A 25,181-nucleotide genomic window follows, 5' to 3' on the forward strand; every position below is an offset into this window, starting at 1 on the left:
ACCTCTATTTATATTCTTTGAAAGAATATTGGATAATTTTTGGTAAATCAAGAATAAATCCAATTTCTCCATTACCTACAATAGTTGCAGCAGAAATACCTGGACTAGAAATCAATCGTTGATCTAATGGTTTCACAACAATGTCCTGTTCTTTTAAAATTTCTGGTACAATGATACCAACTTGTCTAGTTCCAAATCGTACAATAATGCAAAAATTATGTTCTAATTCTTCAATATTTTGATTGGGATTAGTATTGGTAAATGTATCTGTTTTGTTTTTTTTAAAAGAATCTATATTATAAAGAACTTTCGGTAAAGAGACTAAAGGGATCAATGTTTCTCTAAATTTAATAGCATAGTAATGATCTAATTTATGTAATATAGATTTATTTAAAATAACAGTTTCTTCAACAGATGTAATAGGAATAATATAATGAATATTTTCAATCATTATTACTAAACCTTGAATAATTGCCAGTGTTAAAGGTAATTGAATTCTAATAGTAGAGCCAACACCTATTGTTGAAGAGACAGATACAGAACCACCAAGCTCTTGGATATTTCTATTTACGACGTCCATACCAACACCACGGCCAGATAAATTAGAAACTTCTTCAGCTGTAGAAAATCCAGGAAGAAAAATAAGAGAAAGCTTTTCTTTGTCACTCATAGTAGTTATTTGTGATAGAGTAACAAATCCTTTAGCAATAGCTTTTTCTGCAACTTTTTGGGCATCGATACCTTTACCATCATCAATAATTTTAATGAAAAGTGCATCTCCTTCTTGATAAGCTTTTAATTGAATGATACCAGTTTCATTTTTGCCTAATGCAAGTCTTTCTTGAGGTGTTTCGATTCCATGATCTAGAGAATTTCTAATCATATGCATAAGAGGATCGTATAAATCTTCTATCATCCCCTTATCAATTTCAGTTTCTCCACCTTCTATTATTAATTCTACTTTTTTATTAACATTTTTTGCAATATCTCTCGCTAATCGAGTAAAACGCGAAAAAACTGTTTGAACAGGAATCATGCGTAAATTCATCATTCGAGTTTGTAGTGTTGATGAAATACGAGATAATTGTTGAATATATTCTATGTAGTGATTTACACTTGTATCAATTAAAGCAAAATCACTTCTGAATTGATTGTTTCTAATTTTGTTTGTTTCAGGATCATCATGGAGAGGTAATAAAGTGGTTGATGACAAAAATGTACGAAGATTTAATTTGGTATTGTAAATAGATTTCTCTAAATCTGAACTAAATTGATTTAATCCAGAGCGGATAATAACTAATTCTCCTAGTAAGTTTAATAATTCATCAATACGAGAACTTTCTACTTTAAGAGTAGGACTGCGTTTTTCTTCTATTTTATTTGAAACTAGCTCATGTTCTAGATTACTTTTTTTTGTGAGTATTTCTTCAGAAGAAGAAATTATTTGGGAAGAATCCGGAGTTTTTATATTAATAGCCTGTGTTACTACAGTAACAGTTTCTTCTGAAAAAATACCATTCATACTTTGTTCTATTTCTAAAAAAAAATGAGGAGAGAGTGCTGTCACAGTAACTTTAGTGGTGACATCTGAAAGAGATAATTTTTTTTGAATATAAGCAGGATCATCATCTGATGCAATGACAATATTCAAAAATGGCATGTATTCTTCATCTAAAGATTCTGGAGAAGGATTCATAATAATAGGTTCTGATATATTATTAACAATATTTAAAACTTCAAATGGAGCAACTTCTTTTAATTCATATTCTTCATTAAAACGAATTTCAATAAATAATAATGCTTCTTTTTCTTTTAGTGATTCTTGAATACTGAAGAAGGTTTCATTATTAAGTCCGAAACGAGCAGCAATAGGCAAACTATCTATATTAAAAGAAAAATTATTATCCTCTTGTATTGTTGAATTTGAAGTTTGAGGGTTATTTGATACTGTATTTTTAATAAGTTCTAAAGATTTGATTAGTGCATTTGCTTTGTCAATAGAAGGTATTTCTTCTTTTTCATGAGCCATTAGTAAAGTAAATAATTCATCTTTCACTTCAAGTAATAATGTAATATCGTCATTAGTGAACAAATATTTATTAGTTCGAACAAGATCTAATACATCTTCCATAATATGTGTGAGTCTTGTTACATCATTAAAACCAACAGCTCCAGCACCACCTTTGATAGTATGAGCTACACGAAATACAGTATCGATTCCATTTTTATTTGTGAGATCTTTTTCTAAATTTAATAAGCTTTCTTCAAGATTTTCTAACAAAGAAAATGCTTCATCTAAAAAGTCGTTAATCAATTCTTTCCAATTATCCATTTGACCCTCCAGAATGTACACCATAATGAATCAAAGCTTGCAGAATACCTTTTCCTAGATCTTCTTGAGATAATATTAAATCTACAGCATTTTGATTAACAGTAGATCCGGGCATTCCCCATACAGCGCTGCTAGTTTTATCTTGAGCAAATATTAAAGAACCTTTAGAATGAAGTTTCTTCATTCCTAAAGCACCATCACTACCCATTCCACTTAAAATAGCACCTATTACATGGCCATGAAAAGAATGTAATAAATGTTCAATTGCTAAATTGATAGAAGGTTTGAAAGGATGAGATTCATAATTATTTCTATCTGTATAATACACATATAAATTACCAAACGAATTTAAACGTCCGTGTAAACCACCTGGAAATATATAAGCGTGACCTTTATCTAATGATATGTTATGCCTTAATTCGTGAACAGGAATCAGAGATACAGAATTTAGTTCAAGAGCGAAAGATTTTGTAAATTTTTCTGGCATATGTTGAATGATAACAATAGGGATAGAAATAGAATTATCTATATGCTTTAGAATACTTCTAATAACTTGAGGACCTCCTGTAGAAGCCCCCAAAATAAGTAATTTAGGTTTAATATCTTTTTTTGTTAAAATACTATTAAGGTTAGATAATCCTGTAGGAGTATTTACTTGAGTTGTAGATGATGATAAATTAGAAATTTTTTGTGGAGTACTAGAAATATGATTGGATATAGGTGTTGAAGATAAGGAATTTGTTAACAATCGCCTATTCTTTTTTGCAGCTATTCCTGATATAATCTTAGGAATAATAATTTTTTTTACATTAGGTATTATTGTTTCAGCGGAACCTTCTGTTTTTAATACAAAATCACAAAATCCAAAATCAATAGCTTTTTTGAAAATAGGATTGTCATAACGAACAAGGGTACTATGAATAATCACAAATGGTTTATCTTCAAAAGATAATTGTTCTTCTATATTTTGAAGCACATAAAGTCCATCACCATTGTTCATTTCAAGATCAAGTATTACTACATCAGGTTTTGTTGATAAAATTTGTTGAAAACCTATCTCTCCATTGTGTGCCATTCCTACAACAGTTAATTCAGAAATATTATCAATAGTTTTAGACAGGTAATTTCGTACAAGAAGAGAATCGTCAATAATTAATATTTTGCCTAAAGACATAAATACCTTCTAAACTTATTTTTTGTTGGTATAATATATAACTTTTTGAAGCAGTATAGGGGTTAATAATACATTTAATCCAAATATACTTTCAGAAGGACTAATAAAAAAATATCTATTAGCTTTCAATCCTGTTATTAGTTTATTTAGTACATATTCTTGAGTAGTCTCATTAAAATAAATAAGTACATTTCTACAAAATATAATATCTATTAAAGAATTCGTGTGGTTATCTATAAGATTATGTCGTTTAAATACAATATTTTGTTTTAATAATGTTGGTATTTCAATAGTGTTCTCATTAGTATGAAGATAAGAACGATATTCTTGAGGAATATGCTGTAATCCTTCAATAGGATAATGACCTTTTTCTGCTGTAGTTAAAGATGTCTGATCAATATCTGTAGCTAAAATAGAAAAAGTCCAATCATGTAAAAAATGCATGTCAAAATAATATTGAAAATATAGAGCTAAGGTATAGGGCTCTTCTCCACTGGAACAAGCACAACTCCAAATAGAAATATGCTTAGTAAGATCATTTGCTTTTAATAATTCTGGAATAATAGTAGATCCTAATATTTGAAATTGCTCGATATTTCGAAAGAAATGGGTATGATTTGTAGTAACAAATCCTATAAACTCAAATAATTTTTCAGTATTCATTAGTAAGTCGGAGTATAATTCATCTACTGTTATATTTTTAATTTTAATAATATTTTGAATACGCTGATCTAACACTTTAAGATGGCTTGCAGGAAAAATAATACCACTAGCGGTGTGTATTAATTCTGCTATTTTTTGCAATAGTAAGCTTGGTGTTTTAAAAATACTTTGGGTCATCGTTGTCCTCAAAAAATTTATATAACTTTTAATTTTCTAAAATATTATCAATTTGTTCTGACAGATCGTATTCTAAAAGATCGGCGATTAATACAAAATCTTTATTTTCAAAAGCATGTAACATTTGTAAAGAAAGATCTTTCATTGCTAAAGAATGTTGTTCAATATGATGATCTGAAGAATTAGTTGCAGCAAATCTAGTGAAAACTTCAATAACATCAATTATTTTACAAAGATTTTGAATTGCTTTTACATCATTTCCTGTTTGAAAATGAGTGGCAATATCAGGAAGTTGATCTTGTATTTCTGTTAATAATGCGTAAGTACTTTCTTTAGAGTAACTTTTTTCATTTGATATTTTATGTTGTAATGTATCAAATATATTCACGATTTTTTCTAGTTGTTCACCAATCTCTTTAGTTTCATCGAGAGGAACAACATCTTCATCTAACCTAGTAATAACTTGTTTAACAATTGCTTTTAGAATAGGAATATCTGTAGGAGGAAAAGAAAGAGAGTTTTGAAGAGCCTCTAAACTTTCTATAATCCATGCAAAACTGTTAATGAGTTCATTTTTTTTAGCTAATGATCCATTTTTTAATTCTTGTGCTCCTAAAATAACAAATTGCTTACCATCTTCTAACAAAGAAATACTGAGTTCTAGTTTTGTAGTTACTACTAATTCAACTTTGTTCACTTTATCTACAGAAGTTGCTAACATTTGAGGATCATCAATAGAATAATATTTGTTATCAATAGTCATAGAGGTAATAATAAGATTTTCTTCTAATTCTTTTAATATAGCATTTAATAAGTGTTGTATTGTATCAGATTTTTGAGGACTAACTCCTATGGGAGTTTCATTGATAAATAATTCCATAATATATTTCTCTCTAAATATTTTTTATATTATAAGTTTAATTGTTGTATAAAAGTAGACTTTAAAATATCGTGCCTTTCTTCTACTTCAGTAACACAATGAATACAAGCCACTTCACCATGGGTAGAAAAATAAAATTTTATTTTTGGTTCTGTTCCAGAAGGGCGAGCAATGATTCTGGTCTTTTCATCATAAGATAAAACTAAAACATTAGATGCAGGTAATTTTGTATTATTATTATTTAAATAGTCAGTACTTTTTAGTAATCCAAATTCAGATATATTTTGAGGAGGATTGGTTCTTAGTTGATCCATGATAGCGTTGATTTTTTCGACACCATCTTTACCTGGAATAGTAATAGAATATTGAGATTCTTTATAGTGGCCATATTTGATATCAATTTCTAATAATAATTGATCTAAAAATTTACCCTGTTTTTTGTAATAAGCGACTAATTCTGCTACAATAGCTGTTGCTGAAATACCATCTTTATCTCTAATTTTATCAGAAATATTGTAACCATGGCTTTCTTCCAAACCTAATAAGAATTTTTTACCAGATTGTAGTTGTTTTTCCATTTCTAAAGCTATCCATTTGAATCCTGTCAATGTTTCTGTATAAAACAGTTTGTGTTCTTCTGCTATTTTGCTAATGAGAGGAGATGTTACAATAGTACTTACAATAAAAGAAGAATTTGGTACTGCTTTTTGAAGTAAATAATTTGCAATAAGAAAACCAATTTGATTTCCATTTAGTAGTGTATATGTTCCTGTAGAATTTTTGTACGCAACGCCAATTCTATCTGCATCAGGGTCTGTTGCTATAAAAACATCTGCGTTTATTGTTTGTGCATATTCTATACCTAAGCGCATTGCTTCTGGATCTTCAGGATTAGGAAAAGGCACTGTAGGAAAATTACCATCAGGAATTGATTGTTCAGACATAATCTCAACATTTTTAAATCCAAATTTTTTGAGTAATTTTGGAGCTATTTTGTAGCCACAACCATAAAGAGGAGAATATAAAATTTTGATATCACTAGCAGCACACAATTTTTTATCAAGAGTAAATGTCTGAGCTTCTTGTAAATATTGATTTATGATATTATCACAGTAATGAAATAATGGTGATTTGATGGCATCTTTAAAAGAATGTAGTGATCTTACTTTGTCCAAAGAATCGATTTTTCTTACTTCAGCAATCATGTTAATATCATGTGGAGGTGTTACTTGAGCTCCATCTTCCCAAAAAATTTTAATCCCATTGTATTCTTTTGGATTATGTGAAGCTGTATTCATAATTCCAGCTTGAGCTTCTAATTGTCTAATAGCATAAGAAACAATAGGGGTAGGACAAATATCTTTGAAAAAATATACAGTAATATTGTTTTCTATAAGTACAGAAGCTGCTTCTTGAGCAAATTCTAAAGAGTTGATACGAGAATCTCTTCCTATCACCACTCCTTTTTTAGAACCACCTTGAGCATGGATATAATTAGCTAAGCCTTGTGCAACTTTACGAATATTATAGATATTCATACGGTTGGTACCAGCACCTCTAATACCTCTCAATCCACCTGTACCAAATTCTAAATCTTGCCAAAATCGATCTGTTAATTCTGTTTCATTTTCTGTGTTGATCAATAATGATATTTCTTGTTGAGTTTGCTTATCATACTTATCTGTTGTCCATTCTTGTGCTTTTTGTAAAATTTCTGGATTCATAATAAGCCTCCGTATTTTATAATTAGTATTTTATATTTTTATGAAATATTGAAATCCAACTTGTGTTAATAAAGATAAATAATAAAAAAGTAATAATGTAAAAGGGTAACTACAAATTAATATAGCGAGACTTCCAATACTGTCGAGCTCTTTGAATGATAAAGAATTTTTGAGAGCTATTCCTATAGAGGATACGATGCATAATGTAATGAAACTCAGAATATATTGAGCAATCGCTAAAATAATTGGTACTACAAATGATTGAGAAAAAGCGTTATGAGTGATAATAGGGAGCAATCTGATATTTCTGAGATCTGTTGTATTCCACGAATCAAAAAGAGGATTTATTTCAAAAGACAACGGTAATATGTAATTTTTTGCTAAGCTATTACTAGGAATTAAGGTGTTCTTATTATTAATAAAAAGAGTAGCTTTGTAGAGAATAATTTTTTTATCTATTATTTTAGCATATTCTGCAAATAAAGCAAAAGCTTGATTTTTTTGATTGAATCCTCTAAAAAACATTTTTTGCACTAAATAGGAAGTAGGATTTTGTTGAGCAATAGTACCAAAAACCAGGCATTCTACATCGTTTTGAAGGATCATTCCTTTTTTTGAAGGTAAAAGTGGGAGTTGATCAAATTCTTTTAAAACAATAGCTTCTGGTGCATTGGTAGGAGCTGAAATGATAGAAGGTTTTTTTTGAGTATAAGGTATTAAAATTTCTTTGATTCCAAATAAAGAAATAATAATGAAAAAAATATAACTAAATATACAAATATTCAACTTGATATTTGTATTGTTTTTTTTGTGAGAAAGAAGTAAAGATACCAGTAATGTTGTCCCAGCGATAGGGATGTAAACATCTAATAATTCAAAAATAGCCAAAGTTATTTGAGAAGATTGGAAATAATAATAAGTAAACACACAAATACAGCTAATAAGATGAAGAAAAAAAGCTATAAAAATTTTTTTAATAATGAATTCCTTTCGTTATATTTTTAATAGTGGTAGCAATAATAATACAAGTATATAATACAATAACTAATAAAAAATTAATAAGTAATATTGGTGAATTAGGATTATTTTTATATAATTCTAAGGAAATATTTATTATATAAGTTGATAAATAGGGAGTATAAATAGATAGAATTAAAATAATCGCTAGCGCTCCTAAAAATTGCTGTGCTATAGTTACAACCACTCCAAGAAATGATGCTATTGAAAATATACACAAAATAGTTAAGAAGATATTAGTATAATCAAACATTTGTGTTTTGATTGTTTGGGATATCTTGACATATTTTGATTGAGATAACAATAATTTTCTAGATGATAGGGATGCTTTTTTGTAAGAGATTAACATAGGATCATCGTTTGTTGAGGATGTTTCTTTAGTATTATCAGAACTAACAACAATATCTTTTAATACAGTATTACTATTAGTAGGTAATTTTATTCCTACAGTAATATAGAGATTTCTAATTTTTGTATGTAAGATACTCATATTATCAAACCAACGCTGGATCAGCTGTTGCCCTAATTTGTATTGAGGTATAGATAAATGGGTAAGTTCAAAAGGAATAATTTTAGAACCGGATTGTTTGTAATAACCAAACGAAGAAAAAGATTGTGGATTAGAAAGTGTAAAAGAATTTTTGTTTGTTTTGATATTATCAAATAATAAATAGTTAGAACCAATCCATAAAGCTTTAGTTTTGTTTTGAGAAAATAGAGTTTGTTGTTTTGGTAATTTTTGTGGGTCAATTACTAATGTTCCTTGACTTGTAGAAATAATACTATTATTTGGAATTGTTATATTAGGTTTAATATTAGTAATAGAAATATCAAAGTTTTTTTGAGAAAAGGGAAATGAGATCATTAATAATAAAGTAGATAAAATAGTGCTTGTTATGATTAATAATAAACGAGAAGAGATAGTTCTAGGTGTATTCATACCACAAAACAAAGCTTGATGAAACCATAAAAACCAAGGGATAGATAACAATATAACATCTCTTAATACAAAAAGCACTAACTCTTCTGAGTAATTCAAAGCAAACAAAATTAAAGGTATAGAAGAACAAAAAAATAATAAGACAAAAAAATGTTTTAACAGAGTAGAAAAATAATAAGAAATAATAGAGGTCATAATTTCCTTAACAGTAATATATAAATATATTATATATTACTGTTTTTTTTATAATATTTCAAGTAAATAGAGATAAAATTATTTAAATACAAATATAACATTTGTATTTAAATAATTTTAATGTTATATTAAAATAAAGGAGATTTATATGTATAAATTATTATTATTAATGATATTGGTATATTCTAATATTATTTACAGTCAGGATCACAACAATCATTCTATGGCTAGTGAGGATAATAACAGTCAAAAAGTTATGATGCTTATGCATAAACCTATGATGGAGCAGAAATATCAACAAACAGACTCTCCTGATGTAGATTTTCTTGTAAATATGATTCCTCATCATAAAGGAGCCGTATTATCGTCAGAAGAATATTTGAAATCAGGAAAAAATGAAACTGTCAAAAAATTAGCTATGGATATTATTACTGCTCAACAAAAAGAAATTCTTGAATTTCAACAAGCAAGTGAAAAATTAAAAACAGAACTTGGTGAATATTCCAAGAAAGAAGTTTCTAAGATAACTAAAGAATCTAAAAAAGCTATGGACCAAATGATGAAAGAAATGAGTTCAATTACTCTTTCTGGAGATATTGATAGGGATTATCTTATAGGGATGCTTCCACATCATCAAGGTGCTATTAATGTATCTCAAATTATTCTTAAAGTTACTACTAATGAAACAATAAAAGAAATAGCTAATCGTATTATAGCTGATCAACAAAAAGAAATTGCTGATATTCATAAAATTATTGCAGATATGTAGTTGTCACTATTTAAATAATAAATAATAAAATCCCCATAAAATATTATATTAAAATGTTTTGTGGGGATTTTTTGCAACTTCACTTGAAAAATTATAAGAAATATTTTATAATATTCTATAATATTTTTTTTAGGAGCGGTTATGAGATGTGCTTCATTAATTAGTGGAAGTAAAGCTAATGCTTTTTATTTAGAAACTAATGAACATGCATTATTAGTTGATGCAGGATTATCCTTTCCTAAATTAGAAACTACATTTGCTGAATTAAAAATTGATATCAATAAAATTCGTGGTATTTTGGTAACTCATGAGCATGAAGATCATATTAAGCACCTAAAAAGAGTAGCAAGTGTTCTTAAATTACCTGTGTATATTACTGCAGAATCTTACAAAAAGGCAGGATTATCTTTACAAGATCATCATATTATTAAAGCTGGTGATGATCTTTTATTTGGAGATATTCATATTAATGCTTTTCGAGTATTACATGATTCTGAAATGTGTTTGGGTTTTCTTGCTAGTAATAATAATAAAAAGTTATTTTTTGCTTCTGATATAGGCTCTTTTGATGATAAAATTTTAGAAAAAGCATATAATGTTGAATTTATAGGAATAGAAGCAAACTACGAACCGTCTATGCTCACTCGTTGTACCTACCCACAATATCTAAAAGATAGAATTTCTAGTGGTGCGGGACATTTATCTAATTCTGAAGCAGCTATTTTTGTTAAAGAAACTGTAGGAAAAAATACTAAAAATACAATGTTTTTACATATTAGTGAAAATAGTAATTGCACATCATATATAGAAAAAATGATAGATCAGGATCTTTACCACAAATTTCCTGAGATACACTATCATATTACAAGCAGACATGGTCATGGACCATTGATAGAGGTATAAATTGAAAAAAATATTGTTACAAACTTGTTGTGCTCCTTGTGTTACAACTTGTGTTGAAGTTCTCAGAAAAAAACTTCCTTGGGAAAAAGTATTAGATAAAGAACCTGATTTTGATGAAATTGCGATTTATTTTTATAATCCTAATATTCATCCAGAAGAAGAATATCATAAAAGAGCTCTAGAAACCAAACGATTTGCAGACCTAGCTAATTGTGTATTTATAGAAGGGGAATATGAGACAGAAATATGGTATGATAGAATAAAAGGATTAGAGCAAGAACCTGAAAAGGGAAAACGCTGTACGACTTGTTATGGAATGAGATTACAGAAGACTTTTGATTATGCCAAAAATCACGGTTATGACGCTGTTGCTAGTACATTGACATTAAGTCCACATAAGGATGAAAAAAGAGTTAATGCTATTGGACAAGTATTTTATAAAAAAACAGGTATAGAGTACCTTGTTTCTAATTTTAAAAAAAATAATGGATTTAAAATATCTAAAGATTTGTCACGACAACATTGTATCTATTGTCAAAAATATTGCGGTTGTGAATTTTCCTTGATGGAGCGTTTACAACAAGAAGCTGAAAAACTTCAAAATATTCAAAATCAAGCATAGAGTATTTCTTCATAAGATATGTGGATATTTCTAAAAAATTAGTCTAATAAATAAAAAACTCCTCATTGAGGAGTTTTTTTTTATTTATTAGTTTCTTGTGCTTGAAGCTTGGAACTTAGTAAAGCTAAAAATATTCCAGTGATTATAGTGAAAATACTAACAAACCATGCTATGATACTACTTTGAGCAGCTATCATTTGAAGTAGTATCTGAATACAGGAAGCAAATATTAATCCTAAAATAAAATAGAATGTAGCACCTGGTCTTTGTTCTAATAATTTTGTCATGAGTAAGGTTGCTAATATGATACCAATTATCACACCACCACCAATAATAGCGATAGGGAAAAGAGAGCGTTCTGAGATGTAATTGAGAATAGGTCCATATTCTCCTAGAGCTATTAATAAAGCAGAGCCAGAGATACCTGGAATAACCATAGTAAATGCTACTATTATACCAATAATAAAAAGCCATATAATTCTATGCATTGGTAAAGCAACAATCTGAAATAATCCAAAATCTTTGATAAGTCGAGATTGTTCTGTAATAATATTACTAGGTTCTCTTAAAGAACTGATTGCAAATAAAGAAGCAAACCCTAAACAAATTAATCCTAAACGGGTAAAAGAAAATTTGACATCTGTTTGCATTTTTGCTAATACAGGAATAGAGCCTAAAATTAATCCTAAAAAGAATCCAAATGTAGGAGTATAAGAAAATGGTAAAGGACTGCCTTTTGGAAGATCAATACCTAATAAAAAAGAAATAAGCTGAGCAAATACTAAGAATCCTATTATAATTCCCAGACCTAAATTACATAAAAATAATAAATATTCTTTTCTATTCTCTGGTTTAATTAAAAAATAACCAACAGCTTCTGTTAATTTTTGATAGATACCGAGAACAAAAGCCATCGTTCCTCCAGAAACTCCTGGAATAATATTAGAAATACCAATGATTATCCCTTTAAGGGTAATATTAAAAAATTCTTTCATTCTATATCCTTGTTTATAATTCATCATAAAGTTTTATTGCTTGGTATACATCTTCTAAAGTAGAACTTTTAGCTAAGGCTGATCTAATTTTAGAAACCCCTTCAAACCCTGATAACAAACTCATCAAAGCTCCTCGTAATGGAAGAATATTATGATAACCAGTTATTTCAAACCAAGACTCTGCATAATTTTTTAATAAATCGAGAAGTTCTTGAGGGGTAGGGGTATTATAAGATCCAGTATTAGAATAGTCTATGATTTGTTGAAATAAATAAGGTTTAGCTATAGCACCTCTTCCTATCATTAATCCATCAACTTGATATTTTTGAAATACATTTAGTGCTTCTTCTGGGGTTTTTATATCTCCGTTAGCAATTAGTGTTTTAGAAGTAAGTTTGCGTGCTCTTTGAAAATAATCCCAATTAGCTGAACCAAATTTGAATTTATCACTAGTTAATCGACAATGAAGCATGATAATGTCAACTTCAGAACCATCTAATGCAGAAATAATATTATCTAAATTGTCGTAAGAAAACCCACAACGAATTTTGGCTTCTACACTGACACCACTAGATTTAACGGCGTTAATAATATCTGCAATTTTATGAGGTTCTTCTAACAAACGAGATCCAGCACCATTTCTGAGAACTTTAGGAGCGGGACATCCAAAATTGATATTAATAGATTTTACTCCAAAAATATCTTGAATAATTTTAGATGCTTTATAAAAGCTTTCAGGAGAATCTTTTCCAAATAGTTGAATTGATGTTTGTTCAGGAGCATCAGAAATATCTGCATAACGCAAAGTTTTGTGAGATTCTCGTAAGATTCCATCTACACTAACCATCTCTGTAACACTATATCCAGCACCATGTTGTCTATTCATAATTCGCATAGGTTTGTGACTATAGCCAGCTAAAGGAGCTAGAATAAGATTGTTTTTAGTAGTAACATCACCAAAATGCAAGGATTTAATAAATGACATTAGGTATCAATTCTCTTAATACAATAAAATTCTAAAAACTCTTCTTTATTTTCGTTTACATAAGTACTAACTTGAGCAATAACAAATCCAGCTTGTTCAACCAAATATTTACCACCTTTTTCTGTAATACGAAAATAACCTGTATTGAGAGATTTTTTTGTATTAACAATAGGAGCACGAAAAGCTAATAATCCACCAATGGGTATCAAAGTAGATAATTTTTTGATATAAGTAAGAGGATCTGCTAATAATTCTATTTTTTTCCAAGCAGTAATAACATGATGAACAGGACCTTGTTCATATATTTTGTCCATAGAATCAATGATTTTAATATTATGGCTATCCAAAGCTACTCTGCGTGCAAAACTAGATAATTCTACGCCTTGAGCTGAGAATCCATTATGAGAAGCTTCTTGAACAAAAATGCCATGTTCTGCACCTAGATCGATTAATTTATAAGTTAAATGATGATTAGGAATAGGAAGTATTTTTTTTATTATTTGAATTCTTCTTTGACTATCTTCTCTCAAATTTAAAACACCTTGTTTGTAACTTTGTTGACTTTGTTCAGAATTATCTGTAATAATAGTATCACCACTAATTTGAATTGTTGGTGATTCAATATTATATATATAAGTACTATTACAGTTTATACAAGAAAATAAATTTTGTTTAGTAGTTCTTAATAGAGACTTTTTGTTTGAAGAACTACATAAAGGACAAAAAGCAGGTCGACTAGCAATAGCATTACTTAGATTTAGAAACCATTCTTGAAAATTAAAATTACTAGGTATACTTAGTTTACCATTAGTAGATTTTGATATAGCTTTTTTAATTTTTGTTGTTGTTAAAAATATATATCCTAATAAACTATTTATTTGAGAAGAATTGGATATATCTTGATATTGCTTAAAATTATGGGCAATAGCAATCACATGTTTCTTAGCAGCTAAGCTTTCTAAAAGAGTTGTTCCTGGACCACAAAAGATAAGATCGTTTTCTTGAATATAAGGTAATAAATCAGATACATTATAAATAACTTTTAAATGTTCCTGTTCTTCTATATTATAATGACTAAGAGGTCCTGCAATTACTGTAATTTGGTAAGAAGTATCTTTCAATCCTTTTATAATTCTTTCTGCATTATTATGAGGATCACTCCCACCTAAAGTAATAAGAATTTTATTGATTGAATTTTTTTCAGAAGGAAGTAAAAATAATTTTTCATTAATAGGAGTTTGATAAATTTCTGTAAAATTAGCGTGTTTTGTTTTTTTTGTTGGTAATGGAGCGACATAGATTTCTGAACAAATTCCAAGTTTATGATTGTCTAAAGAAATCATAGGAATACCACAAGTAATCAGAGTTTTAGATAAAGATTCATTAAGATGAACACAATCATTAATAATCAAATTAAATTCAAATTCTTTCAAAATATCAGAAATATTAACACTATTTTTGTATGCTGAAATTTGATGATTTTTATCTAGTAATAAAGGGTTGAGAGATGATGTATCTTTTAAATCGGTAATTACCCAAATAAAAGATTTGGAATAAAATTTTGAAATTTGTAAAGATCGTTTTAAATGCCCTATTCCAAATTTTTTCCCTGCCTGTACGATAAATAATACTGTAAGATCTTTGTTTTGACTCATAGTCTTTTTCCTTTTGAAATAAGAGGATACCTAGCATAGCTATCCCAAGATTTATTTTTATAATAGTTATTTTTATAATCAATATAAGCTCGACCCGCTACCATAGCAGCATTATCACCACAAAGAGCTAAAGGAGTGTGGAATATTTGATATCCAGAACTGGTCAATTTGTCTAGCTCAGTTCTGAGACGAATATTAGCAGCAACGCCACCAACAGTAATTATAGTTTTTATTTTTGTATCCTGAAGGACATTTTTTAATTTTTTAAGTAAACTCATTACGGCTGCTTTTTGAAAACTTGCACAAATATCGGCTATAGGATAAGGCGGTTTAAGTTCGCGTAATTTATAATAGACAGCAGTTTTTAATCCGCTATAACTAAAATGATATCTATCATTAGGATTATCAGCTAATCCATAAGGTAATTTCCAAAAATCTTCGTTTCCTTCAAGAGCATATTTTTGAATAATTGGTCCACCAGGATAACCAAGATCTAACATTTTTGCAACTTTATCGAAAGCTTCACCCACAGCATCATCAATAGTTGTACCAAGGATTGTTTTTTTCTCAAAAGATTCGATTAAAAATAATAAGGTATGTCCTCCAGAGCAAACTAATGCAATATGAGGAAAAAGGATTTTATTATTCAAATGAGGAGTGTACAAATGCGCCTCAATATGATCTATAGGAATGAAATCTTTGTTCAAAGCGTAAGATAAAGATTTGGCTGTCATCGTACCAATAACTAAAGATCCTATCAAACCTGGTCCTGAACTTGCAGCAATAGCGTCAATATCTTCTAAAGAAAATCCTAAAGTAGTCTGTTGAAATATTTCTAAAATCTTAATTAAATGATTCCGAGAAGCTATTTCAGGAACAACACCAGAAAAAGGCTTGTGTAATTCTATTTGAGAATAAATTTGATGAGCAAGTATTTTTTTGCCATCTTCAACAATTGCTAGAGAACATTCATCACAAGAACTCTCTATACCTAGAATTATCATAACACACACCTATTTGGCAAATTATTCTATCATTATAACAAACTTCCTAAAAAATTTCAAGATGAGAGTCTAATATCTGAAGAAAATATAATTTATAAATAGCAATAGAAACATTGTTTTGAGCTTTTAAGATAGATCTTTCTGTTATTTTAGGAAATACAATGATTTGTTGATGATAAGATTGATATAAGATAGATATAATTCCGCTTATATTTTTCCTATATTTGGATGGTAGTGTGTCAAAGCATAACAATAAATCTCTGATATCACATTCCCTTGCTAGTAATTCCCAATCTCTTGTTTTCGTTATTAATTTGTGGACTAAGTCTTCAAATACTATAGAATTATTGTTGAATATTAATTGAATAATATTTTGTAGGCATTGATGACTTTTTTGAATAGGATAAATACTAGTATTTAGATCTTGTAATAATTGTTTTTGACCTTGTGGAGAAAACCCTTTTTTAATAATTTCTCTATTAGAAAATATACTATTTTGTAAAAAACTTAATAAACTGTGATAGGGTATACGATTTATAAATAAAGAAAAATGAGTAGATTGTGCTAATTTATAAAAACAAGGAATCTTTTGTAAATCCAATTTAGTAAGAGCATTTTTGTAAATATTATTTTGATAAAAATTAATTATTTGATGATGAAATGATAATACAGATGGAATTTTGGGAGAGTGCTGTAAAAATAATATCAAATTATTTTCAATAATATAGTAAATACTAGATAGTAAATTTGGATTTTCTATAGAAGAAAGAAGATTTATTTCATTTGATATCTCTTGAAAGGTATTTTTTGAAAAATATAAAGAAATATTAGGTAATTTTATTTTTTTTAAAAATAATGCTAACATTTTAGGAGTTACAAGATTATTTGTTATTATATAATGGAATAATTCTTGTAAATCTTTTTGTAGAAAAGTGAGCCATAATTCTGTTGATAAAAATCTTGGTTGGAATCGATAAAGTTCTAATTCTAAGTTATAAAAGTTTGTCGGTGTATAATAATGAGTGTATTGTAATTTATTAGATAAATATGTTGCAAAATCAAGAGGTAAGAATAAAAAAAAATCTTGATAATGATTAGAAAGACAAAAATTTTTTTTATGAGGATTGAATAAATCAATAGAAATATCAGAAATAAAATGAACAGTTAAATCTTGATTAGGGTGTAGAAATGATAAGGTATTTCTTAATTCTTCTAAAAAGGGTTCTATAGTAAATTGATCAAATGAAATTTCTAAGAGAAAACACAGATCATCTATATTAATACTAATAAGAGCTAAATAATTCAGAGTATAATTTTCTGAACTTTTTAAAAAATAAGAAGGAAGTATATTTTTAAGAATTCTAATCATAGATTTTCCTATACAATCAAAAAAAGATCCTATAAAGGATCTTTTATGCTCTCCCGGCAAGACTCGAACTTGCGACCAAGTGATTAACAGTCACCTGCTCTACCAACTGAGCTACAGGAGAATAATTCTTGAACCGCCTGGGGTTCGAACCCAGGGCCCCGTGATTAAAAGTCACGTGCTCTACCAACTGAGCTAGCGATCCAACACATTTAGTGTACAAATATTATACTCTATTATTTATATTTTGTCAATACTTTTTTATTTTTTTTATTTAATGATTTTATGTGTTTTATTAAATAGAAATAAACTTATAGGAGGAGCAACAAAAATAGAAGAATAAGTACCGGTAATAACACCTATAATTAATAATAAACCAAAATTTTGTAAAATATTACCAGACCAAATATAAATTGATCCAGCAACAAATAATGTAGTAGTAGATGTTAATACTGTTCTTGTTAGAGTTTGACTAATACTTTTATTTATTATATTATAAAAATTTTCTTGTGGAAGTAGTGTATGATTTTCACGAATTCTATCAAAAATAACAATAGTATCATTAATAGAATAACCTAAAATTGTTAAAAATGCTGCAAGGATAGTTAAATTAATGGGTATTTGTAAAATAACAGTAAAAATTAATAAAATTGTCATATCATGAAGTAGAGCACATATTGCACCCATACCATAAATAAAATCAAAACGAAAAGCAACATAAACAAGAATAAGAGCTGTTACGATACTTAATAATTTTAATGCTTGTTTAGCAAAGTCATTACCAACGCTTGGACCAATATATTCAGAAGAAAGTACAACAATATTAGCTTCTTTATATTTTTTTCTTAGTGGATTTAATAAATGATCCCCAGAACCACTTTCTTCAAATTCTGAAGGAGCTGTGATAAGAAAACTTTCTACACCATTATTTTGTGTTAATGTTGTAATTGATATTTGTGTATCAGGGATTAATATTCTAATTTCTTGTACGGTAGACGGTGCAGTAAATTCAATACGAATACCACCAGCAAAATCTGTTCCTAAAGTAAGTCCATTATGTAAATAACTAATGATTCCAGTAATTGATAATACTATAAAAATAATGAGAGCAATCATTCTTTTACCAAGAAAATCAAAATTCAATTTATTTGTTGTTTCTATCATGATAACTCCTACACGATTTCTCTATGTTTTGTACCAATTAATGTTTCTAAAAGTAACTTTGATACGAAAAGAGATGTGAAAATATTTGCAATAATACCAAATGCTAATGTTACTCCAAATCCTTTGATAGAACCTGAACCAAATACAGATAATGCAATAGCTGCAATGATTGTAGTTAAGTTAGAATCCCAAATGGTAGCTCCTGCATGATCATAAGCAGTATAAAAAGCTGAAAGATAATGGCGTGTTTTCTTTTTTTCTTCACGAATTCTTTCATAAATAATAATATTAGCATCTACTGCCATACCTACTGTTAATGCAATTCCTGCAATACCAGCTAAGGTTAAAGTTGCTCCCATAGAAGCAAGAATAGATAAGAGAAATACTACATTTAAGGATAGTGCAAATGCAGCAACAAAACCAGCTATACGATAATTAATAAGTATAAATATAATAACTGCTAGTGCTCCGAAAACTAATGCTTGAACACCTTTTTGAATAGAATCAGCTCCTAACTGAGGTCCTATAATTCTTTCTTCAATCACTTTTAGACGAACTGGTAAAGAACCAGCTTCTAATATGTTTGCAAGATATGTTGCTTCAGATAATCCAAAAGTTCCAGAAATTTGTCCACGACCATTTGGTATCTCACCTTGAATAACAGGAGCACTACGAACTCTATCATCTAAAATAATAGCAAATTGTTTGTTAATATTATTTTTAGTAATATCTGCAAATATTGCACTACCTTCATCTGTTAATTCAAACGATACGACATTACGCCCAAGATTATCTGTTTCTGTAAATGCAGATTTAATAGATGTTCCATCTAAATCTACTTTGGTGTAAATAAGATACCAGCCTTTTAATTGAGGGACATCTGTTTCATCATTTTCCCAATAAGATACCCATTCAGTATCTTTAGGAAGAATAAAAGTAGCAGGTATATCATCACGGCTAGTAATACCATATTGACCATCAAAAGGGATTCCTTGATTTGCTAAAGTATTTAGTAAATCTTGATTAACAAAACGAAATTCTAATTTACCAACTTTAGAAAGCCCTTCTTTGAGCAAATTGGGATCACTAACACCAGGTAATTCAATAGTTATTTTTCCATCGAAAGTAGAACGAATAGCAGGTTCTGCCACTCCGAAAGTATCAATACGATTTTTGATAATTTCTAAAGAACGAGTCAATGCAACAATTTTTTCAGCTTCAAAATTTTCTTCAACAGCAACAGGATCTTCATCGTATTGACGAAGTAACTGCACTCTAAGATCATCTTCGTCTGGAATAGTAGCTACATAAACACCACCTTGAAGATCGAGCCCAAGAGAAAGAGTTTTTGCTCTAATTTTTTTTAATTTTTGCACATAAGTACGAGTATCAATGTCTGCAACTGCTAATTCTTCAGCAGGCATTCCAATAAGTGCTTTATCTTCTGGTGAAATTAGTACATACCATTGATATGTAGGATATAATCCCCATATAGCCCATCCAATAATAGAGAGCAGTATGAAATAACGTGAAATTTTATTCATATATAGAATCCTTAAAAATAATGAAAATTTATATTAATCAAGTTTACCATTATCTAAAACAGATGCTACACCTGATTTAGAAACTTCAATTTTAGAATCTTGACTTTTAATATAGATAGTTTTTTCACCAATAAATTCCACAGTACCCACAATATGACCTAATGTAATAATACGATCACCTTGTTTTAAGCCATCAATTTGTTTTTGTAATTTCTTACGTCTCTTATTGTCTGGAAGAAATACAAGAAGGTACATAAATACAACCATTATAATAATTGGTAAAAAAGTCATAAAGCTTCCTGCTGTCGTAGGTTGAGCACCACCACCTATTGTAGCAGCAGCAGCAGGTGCCATTTGATAAAATAATCCTAACATAATATTCTCCTTAATTAATAACTAATATTTGATATTGTAGCATTTTTATATATTAATGTAAAGATATTTTATCAAATATCTTTACATTAATATATAAAAAAAGTCCCTAATTTTAGGGACTTTTTCTAGCGGCTGGGGAGAATCGAACTCCCAGCATCAGCTTGGAAGGCTGAGGTATTACCATTATACGACAGCCGCATTATTATTGTAATTATAAATTATTTTTTCTCTTTTGTCAATGATTTTATTTTATTTTTTTTGATTTAAAGAATTCTTTGCTAAAATTAGTTTTATTTTTTAAAATTTCTTGTATATATTTAATGAAGTTTTCATCTTCAGTAGCAAGTAATACATCAAGAGGGCTTTGACTATCAAAATTAATAGTTGTATAATTAGCTTTTTTATCCAATAACAATTTAGAAATATAACGATTTTTTTTGTTAAATGCCCAATGAAGAGCTGTATTTCCATTAACATCTACTTTGTTGATAGTTTTATTTTGTCTGATTAATTGTATAGCAAGAGGGTAATTCTCAATAAAGATTTCTTTAATAACTGGATCTACTTGCTCACTAACAAGAATGTCTTTAATACTATTTTCAGTTTCTAATGTATCTAAAATTGAAGGTGTAACACCTGCGTTATTTTTTATATTTTTAGCACCAGCTAATAATAAGTATCTAGATTGAGTATTATTATTTTTTAGTAGTGCCTCAATGATTGGAGTTGATCCCAGTTTATTAGTAGCATTTATGTTAGCACCTGCTCTAATAAGAAGTAAGACAAGTTCGTCTTTAGAATTAATAGCGAAATGAAGAGGAGTGTTTCCTATATCGTCAGCACTATCAATATTAGCTCCGAATTCGATTAATAATTTAGCAAGAGATTCTTTATTTCGTGATACAGCCCAATGTAAGGGGGTGCTACCACTACGATTTCTAGCGTTAATATCTGCTCCATTAATAATAAGTATTAATGCTATTTGAGGATCAGATACCAAATGAAGTGCTGTGAGACCATCACTGTTAGTAACTGTTACATCAGCTCTATGTTTTATCATATATTCTACTAATGATATATTATTTCTTATAACAGCTTCTAAAAAAGAAGAATTTTGACTGAATAAATTAGAAGTAATTATAAGAAAAAAAGTTAATAATAAATATGTAACTCTTTGTTTCACTTATGTGTCCTCTGTGGATGTATCTAATTCTGGAGAATTTTCTTCATAAGTAGCACTATCCTCATCAGAGACTTCTTCATAAGTAGCAGTCTCAGAGGCTTCATCATCATAGTATCCTTCATCATCATAGTATCCTGCTTCATCAGCGGGAGGTTCAATTGTAGATTCTATAAAAGATTCTAAAGGAACAGATGAGGAAATTGCATTAACATTTTTGAGAAGGTCTGTCATTGCTTTATTACCATTATCAATAGCTAAACTTAAGGCAGTATGTTTGTCAATAGACTCTATATTATAATTAATACCTTTTTTAATAAGTAATTCAGCTGTTGAAACATGATCATTTTGAACAGCAAATAATAAAGCATTCCAATTGTCAGAATCAGTTGCGTTCAAATTTACTCCACTATTTAATAGTTCTTCAATTGCTTCATTATGACCTAATTGAGCAGCAGCCATAAGAGCGGTCCAATTACTTACTGTAGATTCTCTCTCTTCCCCATTGATAATCCTATTAACAAAAGCTGTAGCAGTTTGATTTGCATTAGCACCCATATGGCCTAAGTATTTTATCATATTAGTATTATTATTAAATGTTGCTACAATAAGTGCTGTAGTACCAGCTACATTAGCATTATTTATATCTAATCCTATAGTTTCTAATAAATATTCGACAATCTCTTTATGATCATTTTCAGCTGCAAAGCGTAAAGCTGTATCACCATTAATATTTTTAGTTTTTGGATTTACGCCACGCTCAATCAATTCTTTAATTTTGTTGAGATTTCCCTCTATAGCAGCTTGGTGAATACTATTATTTCCATCATTATCCCAATTATGGATAGCAATACTCTCTTCTGGAGTTAAATTAGTTAATAAATTATATGATTTTTTAGGATAATCAAAAATACGATAGGTATTAGATATATATATAGTTTTTTCTATATAATTTGAAATATTAGTAATAATATTTGATATCTGTAAAGGAGCTTGAATAGGTGCTGGAATTGATTTATCTATATAAATATTCGGAGAATACAACAATCGAGGAAGAGTGATACTTTTCTCTTGATCAAAAGCTCCATATTGGATTAGCAAATTTTTAATAATTGGTGTAGTAAAACTTAAAGCAGTATTACCTGCTTTTGAGACAATATTAGGATTAGCTCCATTTTCTAATAAATAACGAACAATATCTGAATATCCATTCCAAGATGCAACATGGAGAGCTGTAAATCCAGAAATATCAGTCATATTAATGTCAACTGATCTAGTATTTATTGCAGAAACAATACCAGTATAATCATTATTTTCAGCCAATTGAATAAGATTTTGAGTATAATTTGCGATGGGAGTAGTTAATAATAATATTATTATTATTTTTTTCATAGAAATCTCTTTAATAAATTTTAGTGATTTTATTTTGAATAGTACTATATCATATATAGATGTCAATTATTATTTATTGTATTTATTTTGTATATATAATTGATAGATTTGATTTTCATCATATAATATATCAATTATATTGTTTTCTGTATAAAGCCATTGAGAAAGTATTGTTGAAAGTTTCTTTTTTAATTCTTGATAAAGTTTTTTATTGGTATCATTTTCAATAAGAATTAAATTTATAAGAATTTGATTTTTCTCAGCTATCACTTGTTTAATAGCTTGAATATTTTGAAAATCTTGAGGAGTATTATTTTCAAATTTAATTATATCAGATAATGTTATTTCTAATAGTAATTTTTGTTGTAGAATATCTTTAACTGCAGGTGATAATATTGATGAATACAATTCAATATCTTTTTCAAATTCTACTATAGCAAAATTTATTAAATTTTGCTCATGTAATGGTAATTGTTTAAAAATAGAAGGTGAAATTTCTGTAGGTTTTTGGATATAATTAAAATTAATTATATTATCTATATGTCTACGATTTTTTGTAAAATTACTAATTGCATAAGGTTTGCTTGTTATTAATATCAATAATACTAAGAAAATTTGAGTCATAATATTCTCCATGATAAAGTTATTACTTTATATCATGGATCGGAATATATTTACAATTCTATAGAATTGTATAAATATTATTTAGTAACACATTCATAGCGTTTGAGTAACTCTTCTGTTAACATATCAGGGTTTTTAATAGCATTAGTTATTTTTTCTTGAATTTTTATATTATAATTTTGATAAGTATCTTGGAATATTTTTTGTATACTTTTAGTATGGCTATCCATTAAAATGTAACTTTTAGTGCTTAAATCAAATAATTTTATATAAGTATCTAAAATTTCTTGAGATCTATTTGTATGTATTTTATGTTCTTGAATGAATGTTACTAATTCTTTTTCAAGATATTCAATTTGTATGTTTAATAATTTCATATTTTTTTTAAATTCATCTTGTTTTTCTTTTGTATTTGTTACAGCAATTGAAATTTCTTTATCGAAATCAAAAATAGCATGTTTATCAAATATTTGCATATATTTTTCATTTTTGTATCTTTTTGGAGCTCCCCAAAAGGGAAATTTATAATTTTTAACAGTTTCTTTTCTATATTGTTTGTGATCTGCAAAAGTAGGAAGAGTCAATAAAGACAAAATAGTAATAATAAAGTATTTTTTTTTTAACATGATTTATTTCTCCGCTGGATCTTTATAAGAAGAAATTAATGTGGAATATATATAATTAGAATTGAGGACATTTTTTCTATCTTGTTCTAATAGTTTAAGAGCTATTTTTTGTTGGTATTCATTATAAGAAATAATAGATCCCAAGGTAGATACTATTATAAGTAAAAACATTGCAGTCATTAGAGGTATTTTAGAAGACATGTAATAGTGCGGTGTTTTATAAATCAAAAAGTCTGTTTTTGAATCTATTGTATTAAAATCAATAGATTCTTTCTTGATGCAATTTAATAATTGATCTAATTTATCTTGAGTCATAATATTTCTCCTAGTTCATTTTTTAGTATTTTTGTTAATTTTTCTCTTGCTCTGTGTCGTAGTGATTTGGTTGCATTGAGAGCCAATCCTAATATATCAGAGCATTCTTGGAAAGAACGTTCTTCTAAATCTTTTAATATAATAATCTCTTGTTCTCTTGATGAAAGTTGATTCATTCCTATCCATAGTTGTTCTAGCGTTTCAGATTGTATACTTTGTTGTTCGGGAGTATATTTATTATCAGCAATGTCTTCAATAGTATTTAATCCTAAACAAATTCTAGCACGTGATTTTATATATTCTTTATAAACTGTATTTCGTGCTATTGTTATAGTATAGGCAACGGGTGACTCCATTTGAGAAACTTTATCCCAACGTTTCCAAACTTCTACAAATGCTCTAGATGTACTTTCTTCTGCTAGATCTTTATTAGTTTTAGCTCTGCATAGGCGATATACAAGAGTTTTATTTTTTTTATAAAACTCTTCAAATGTCATATTATTTTCACTCCAAATGAATTTTATACTACAATATAATAAGGTCACTATCGATCAAATCGA

General features: G+C 28.3%; 24 protein-coding genes and 3 tRNA genes. 3 read left to right on the plus strand and 24 right to left on the minus strand.

All coding sequences use genetic code 11. The annotated features are described in order from the left end of the window. Window positions 1-4: 4 nt before the first annotated feature. Genes KFW21_00470 through KFW21_00500 form a run of 7 tightly spaced genes read right to left on the minus strand, consistent with a single transcriptional unit; the run spans window position 5 to window position 9,102 of the window. Complete coding sequence (locus tag KFW21_00470; protein ID MDK2817908.1) at window positions 5-2,332, minus strand: chemotaxis protein CheA; 2,328 nt, start codon at window positions 2,330-2,332, stop codon at window positions 5-7. Beyond that, a complete protein-coding gene (locus KFW21_00475; GenBank protein ID MDK2817909.1) occupies window positions 2,325-3,506 on the minus strand; it encodes a response regulator in 1,182 nt (393 codons plus the stop codon). Before KFW21_00475 ends, KFW21_00470 begins: the two co-directional genes overlap by 8 nt. Before the next feature lie 15 nt (window positions 3,507-3,521). After that, window positions 3,522-4,346, minus strand: a complete 825-nt coding sequence (locus KFW21_00480) for a protein-glutamate O-methyltransferase CheR (GenBank protein MDK2817910.1) — start codon at window positions 4,344-4,346, stop codon at window positions 3,522-3,524. A gap of 28 nt (window positions 4,347-4,374) precedes the next feature. Continuing rightward, window positions 4,375-5,226, minus strand: coding sequence for a hypothetical protein (locus KFW21_00485; protein MDK2817911.1), 852 nt, complete (start codon window positions 5,224-5,226; stop codon window positions 4,375-4,377). Window positions 5,227-5,255: 29 nt separating this feature from the next. Beyond that, the gene (locus tag KFW21_00490; GenBank protein ID MDK2817912.1) at window positions 5,256-6,950 is read right to left on the minus strand and encodes a phospho-sugar mutase; all 1,695 of its coding nucleotides are present in this window, start codon (window positions 6,948-6,950) and stop codon (window positions 5,256-5,258) included. 30 nt (window positions 6,951-6,980) lie between these two features. Continuing rightward, window positions 6,981-7,877, minus strand: a complete 897-nt coding sequence (locus KFW21_00495) for a hypothetical protein (GenBank protein MDK2817913.1) — start codon at window positions 7,875-7,877, stop codon at window positions 6,981-6,983. Window positions 7,878-7,923: 46 nt separating this feature from the next. Beyond that, window positions 7,924-9,102, minus strand: coding sequence for a hypothetical protein (locus KFW21_00500; protein ID MDK2817914.1), 1,179 nt, complete (start codon window positions 9,100-9,102; stop codon window positions 7,924-7,926). Window positions 9,103-9,250: 148 nt separating this feature from the next. On the opposite strand from KFW21_00500, the gene KFW21_00505 reads away from it, so the two are divergent. From KFW21_00505 to KFW21_00515, 3 genes are all read left to right on the plus strand, one after another. Continuing rightward, entirely contained in the window at window positions 9,251-9,871 is a 621-nt protein-coding gene (locus KFW21_00505; GenBank protein MDK2817915.1) for a DUF305 domain-containing protein, read from the plus strand. Between the two features lie 141 nt (window positions 9,872-10,012). Continuing rightward, on the plus strand, window positions 10,013-10,774 hold the full coding sequence (locus KFW21_00510; GenBank protein ID MDK2817916.1) for an MBL fold metallo-hydrolase: 762 nt from the start codon (window positions 10,013-10,015) through the stop codon (window positions 10,772-10,774). Window position 10,775: 1 nt separating this feature from the next. Beyond that, window positions 10,776-11,396 carry an epoxyqueuosine reductase QueH gene (locus KFW21_00515; protein ID MDK2817917.1) on the plus strand — a complete coding sequence of 207 codons (621 nt, stop codon included), beginning with the start codon at window positions 10,776-10,778 and terminating at the stop codon, window positions 11,394-11,396. A gap of 80 nt (window positions 11,397-11,476) precedes the next feature. On the opposite strand, the gene KFW21_00520 is transcribed toward KFW21_00515, so the two are convergent. From KFW21_00520 to KFW21_00600, 17 genes are all read right to left on the minus strand, one after another. Beyond that, window positions 11,477-12,391: a DUF368 domain-containing protein gene (locus KFW21_00520; GenBank protein MDK2817918.1), complete on the minus strand. Its 915-nt coding sequence runs from the start codon at window positions 12,389-12,391 to the stop codon at window positions 11,477-11,479. A 13-nt stretch (window positions 12,392-12,404) separates the two neighbouring features. Further along, a complete protein-coding gene (locus tag KFW21_00525) occupies window positions 12,405-13,376 on the minus strand; it encodes a tRNA-dihydrouridine synthase (GenBank protein MDK2817919.1) in 972 nt (323 codons plus the stop codon). After that, window positions 13,376-15,031 (minus strand): hypothetical protein, encoded by a 1,656-nt coding sequence (locus tag KFW21_00530; protein MDK2817920.1) that lies wholly within the window; start codon window positions 15,029-15,031, stop codon window positions 13,376-13,378. Before KFW21_00530 ends, KFW21_00525 begins: the two co-directional genes overlap by 1 nt. Next, window positions 15,028-16,035, minus strand: coding sequence for a tRNA (adenosine(37)-N6)-threonylcarbamoyltransferase complex transferase subunit TsaD (gene tsaD / locus KFW21_00535; protein ID MDK2817921.1), 1,008 nt, complete (start codon window positions 16,033-16,035; stop codon window positions 15,028-15,030). The genes KFW21_00530 and tsaD overlap by 4 nt, the downstream gene beginning before the upstream one ends. Window positions 16,036-16,081: 46 nt before the next feature. Beyond that, window positions 16,082-17,404: a hypothetical protein gene (locus KFW21_00540; protein MDK2817922.1), complete on the minus strand. Its 1,323-nt coding sequence runs from the start codon at window positions 17,402-17,404 to the stop codon at window positions 16,082-16,084. Between the two features lie 48 nt (window positions 17,405-17,452). Next, window positions 17,453-17,525, minus strand: a tRNA-Asn gene (locus tag KFW21_00545). A gap of 8 nt (window positions 17,526-17,533) precedes the next feature. Then, window positions 17,534-17,606 (minus strand) — tRNA-Lys (locus KFW21_00550). A 65-nt stretch (window positions 17,607-17,671) separates the two neighbouring features. Beyond that, entirely contained in the window at window positions 17,672-18,565 is an 894-nt protein-coding gene (gene secF, locus KFW21_00555) for a protein translocase subunit SecF (protein MDK2817923.1), read from the minus strand. Between the two features lie 8 nt (window positions 18,566-18,573). Then, window positions 18,574-20,109, minus strand: coding sequence for a protein translocase subunit SecD (gene secD / locus KFW21_00560; GenBank protein ID MDK2817924.1), 1,536 nt, complete (start codon window positions 20,107-20,109; stop codon window positions 18,574-18,576). A 33-nt stretch (window positions 20,110-20,142) separates the two neighbouring features. Next, window positions 20,143-20,484, minus strand: a complete 342-nt coding sequence (yajC, locus tag KFW21_00565; protein ID MDK2817925.1) for a preprotein translocase subunit YajC — start codon at window positions 20,482-20,484, stop codon at window positions 20,143-20,145. Window positions 20,485-20,611: 127 nt separating this feature from the next. Continuing rightward, window positions 20,612-20,682: transfer RNA gene (locus KFW21_00570), tRNA-Gly, on the minus strand. Window positions 20,683-20,728: 46 nt separating this feature from the next. Further along, window positions 20,729-21,667, minus strand: coding sequence for an ankyrin repeat domain-containing protein (locus KFW21_00575; GenBank protein ID MDK2817926.1), 939 nt, complete (start codon window positions 21,665-21,667; stop codon window positions 20,729-20,731). Next, on the minus strand, window positions 21,668-23,056 hold the full coding sequence (locus tag KFW21_00580) for an ankyrin repeat domain-containing protein (protein ID MDK2817927.1): 1,389 nt from the start codon (window positions 23,054-23,056) through the stop codon (window positions 21,668-21,670). 69 nt (window positions 23,057-23,125) lie between these two features. Then, window positions 23,126-23,680, minus strand: coding sequence for a hypothetical protein (locus tag KFW21_00585; GenBank protein MDK2817928.1), 555 nt, complete (start codon window positions 23,678-23,680; stop codon window positions 23,126-23,128). Window positions 23,681-23,757: 77 nt separating this feature from the next. Further along, complete coding sequence (locus KFW21_00590; GenBank protein ID MDK2817929.1) at window positions 23,758-24,306, minus strand: hypothetical protein; 549 nt, start codon at window positions 24,304-24,306, stop codon at window positions 23,758-23,760. Between the two features lie 3 nt (window positions 24,307-24,309). After that, window positions 24,310-24,621, minus strand: a complete 312-nt coding sequence (locus KFW21_00595; GenBank protein ID MDK2817930.1) for a hypothetical protein — start codon at window positions 24,619-24,621, stop codon at window positions 24,310-24,312. Beyond that, a complete protein-coding gene (locus tag KFW21_00600) occupies window positions 24,618-25,118 on the minus strand; it encodes a sigma-70 family RNA polymerase sigma factor (GenBank protein ID MDK2817931.1) in 501 nt (166 codons plus the stop codon). The genes KFW21_00595 and KFW21_00600 overlap by 4 nt, the downstream gene beginning before the upstream one ends. Window positions 25,119-25,181 lie beyond the last annotated feature (63 nt).

Source organism: Spirochaetota bacterium, from assembly GCA_030154445.1.
Taxonomy (GTDB): Bacteria; Spirochaetota; Brevinematia; order Brevinematales; family Brevinemataceae; genus Brevinema_A.

What these genes read in the sequence shown, in the direction of transcription:
- KFW21_00470 (MDK2817908.1), bottom strand. Translation starts at nt 2,332, where the DNA reads ATGGATAATTGGAAAGAATTGATTAACGACTTTTTAGATGAAGCATTT.
- KFW21_00475 (MDK2817909.1), bottom strand. Translation starts at nt 3,506, where the DNA reads ATGTCTTTAGGCAAAATATTAATTATTGACGATTCTCTTCTTGTACGA.
- KFW21_00480 (MDK2817910.1), bottom strand. Translation starts at nt 4,346, where the DNA reads ATGACCCAAAGTATTTTTAAAACACCAAGCTTACTATTGCAAAAAATA.
- KFW21_00485 (MDK2817911.1), bottom strand. Translation starts at nt 5,226, where the DNA reads ATGGAATTATTTATCAATGAAACTCCCATAGGAGTTAGTCCTCAAAAA.
- KFW21_00490 (MDK2817912.1), bottom strand. Translation starts at nt 6,950, where the DNA reads ATGAATCCAGAAATTTTACAAAAAGCACAAGAATGGACAACAGATAAG.
- KFW21_00500 (MDK2817914.1), bottom strand. Translation starts at nt 9,102, where the DNA reads ATGACCTCTATTATTTCTTATTATTTTTCTACTCTGTTAAAACATTTT.
- KFW21_00505 (MDK2817915.1), top strand. Translation starts at nt 9,251, where the DNA reads ATGTATAAATTATTATTATTAATGATATTGGTATATTCTAATATTATT.
- KFW21_00510 (MDK2817916.1), top strand. Translation starts at nt 10,013, where the DNA reads ATGAGATGTGCTTCATTAATTAGTGGAAGTAAAGCTAATGCTTTTTAT.
- KFW21_00520 (MDK2817918.1), bottom strand. Translation starts at nt 12,391, where the DNA reads ATGAAAGAATTTTTTAATATTACCCTTAAAGGGATAATCATTGGTATT.
- KFW21_00525 (MDK2817919.1), bottom strand. Translation starts at nt 13,376, where the DNA reads ATGTCATTTATTAAATCCTTGCATTTTGGTGATGTTACTACTAAAAAC.
- KFW21_00530 (MDK2817920.1), bottom strand. Translation starts at nt 15,031, where the DNA reads ATGAGTCAAAACAAAGATCTTACAGTATTATTTATCGTACAGGCAGGG.
- tsaD (MDK2817921.1), bottom strand. Translation starts at nt 16,035, where the DNA reads ATGATAATTCTAGGTATAGAGAGTTCTTGTGATGAATGTTCTCTAGCA.
- KFW21_00540 (MDK2817922.1), bottom strand. Translation starts at nt 17,404, where the DNA reads ATGATTAGAATTCTTAAAAATATACTTCCTTCTTATTTTTTAAAAAGT.
- secF (MDK2817923.1), bottom strand. Translation starts at nt 18,565, where the DNA reads ATGATAGAAACAACAAATAAATTGAATTTTGATTTTCTTGGTAAAAGA.
- secD (MDK2817924.1), bottom strand. Translation starts at nt 20,109, where the DNA reads ATGAATAAAATTTCACGTTATTTCATACTGCTCTCTATTATTGGATGG.
- yajC (MDK2817925.1), bottom strand. Translation starts at nt 20,484, where the DNA reads ATGTTAGGATTATTTTATCAAATGGCACCTGCTGCTGCTGCTACAATA.
- KFW21_00580 (MDK2817927.1), bottom strand. Translation starts at nt 23,056, where the DNA reads ATGAAAAAAATAATAATAATATTATTATTAACTACTCCCATCGCAAAT.
- KFW21_00585 (MDK2817928.1), bottom strand. Translation starts at nt 23,680, where the DNA reads ATGACTCAAATTTTCTTAGTATTATTGATATTAATAACAAGCAAACCT.
- KFW21_00590 (MDK2817929.1), bottom strand. Translation starts at nt 24,306, where the DNA reads ATGTTAAAAAAAAAATACTTTATTATTACTATTTTGTCTTTATTGACT.
- KFW21_00595 (MDK2817930.1), bottom strand. Translation starts at nt 24,621, where the DNA reads ATGACTCAAGATAAATTAGATCAATTATTAAATTGCATCAAGAAAGAA.
- KFW21_00600 (MDK2817931.1), bottom strand. Translation starts at nt 25,118, where the DNA reads ATGACATTTGAAGAGTTTTATAAAAAAAATAAAACTCTTGTATATCGC.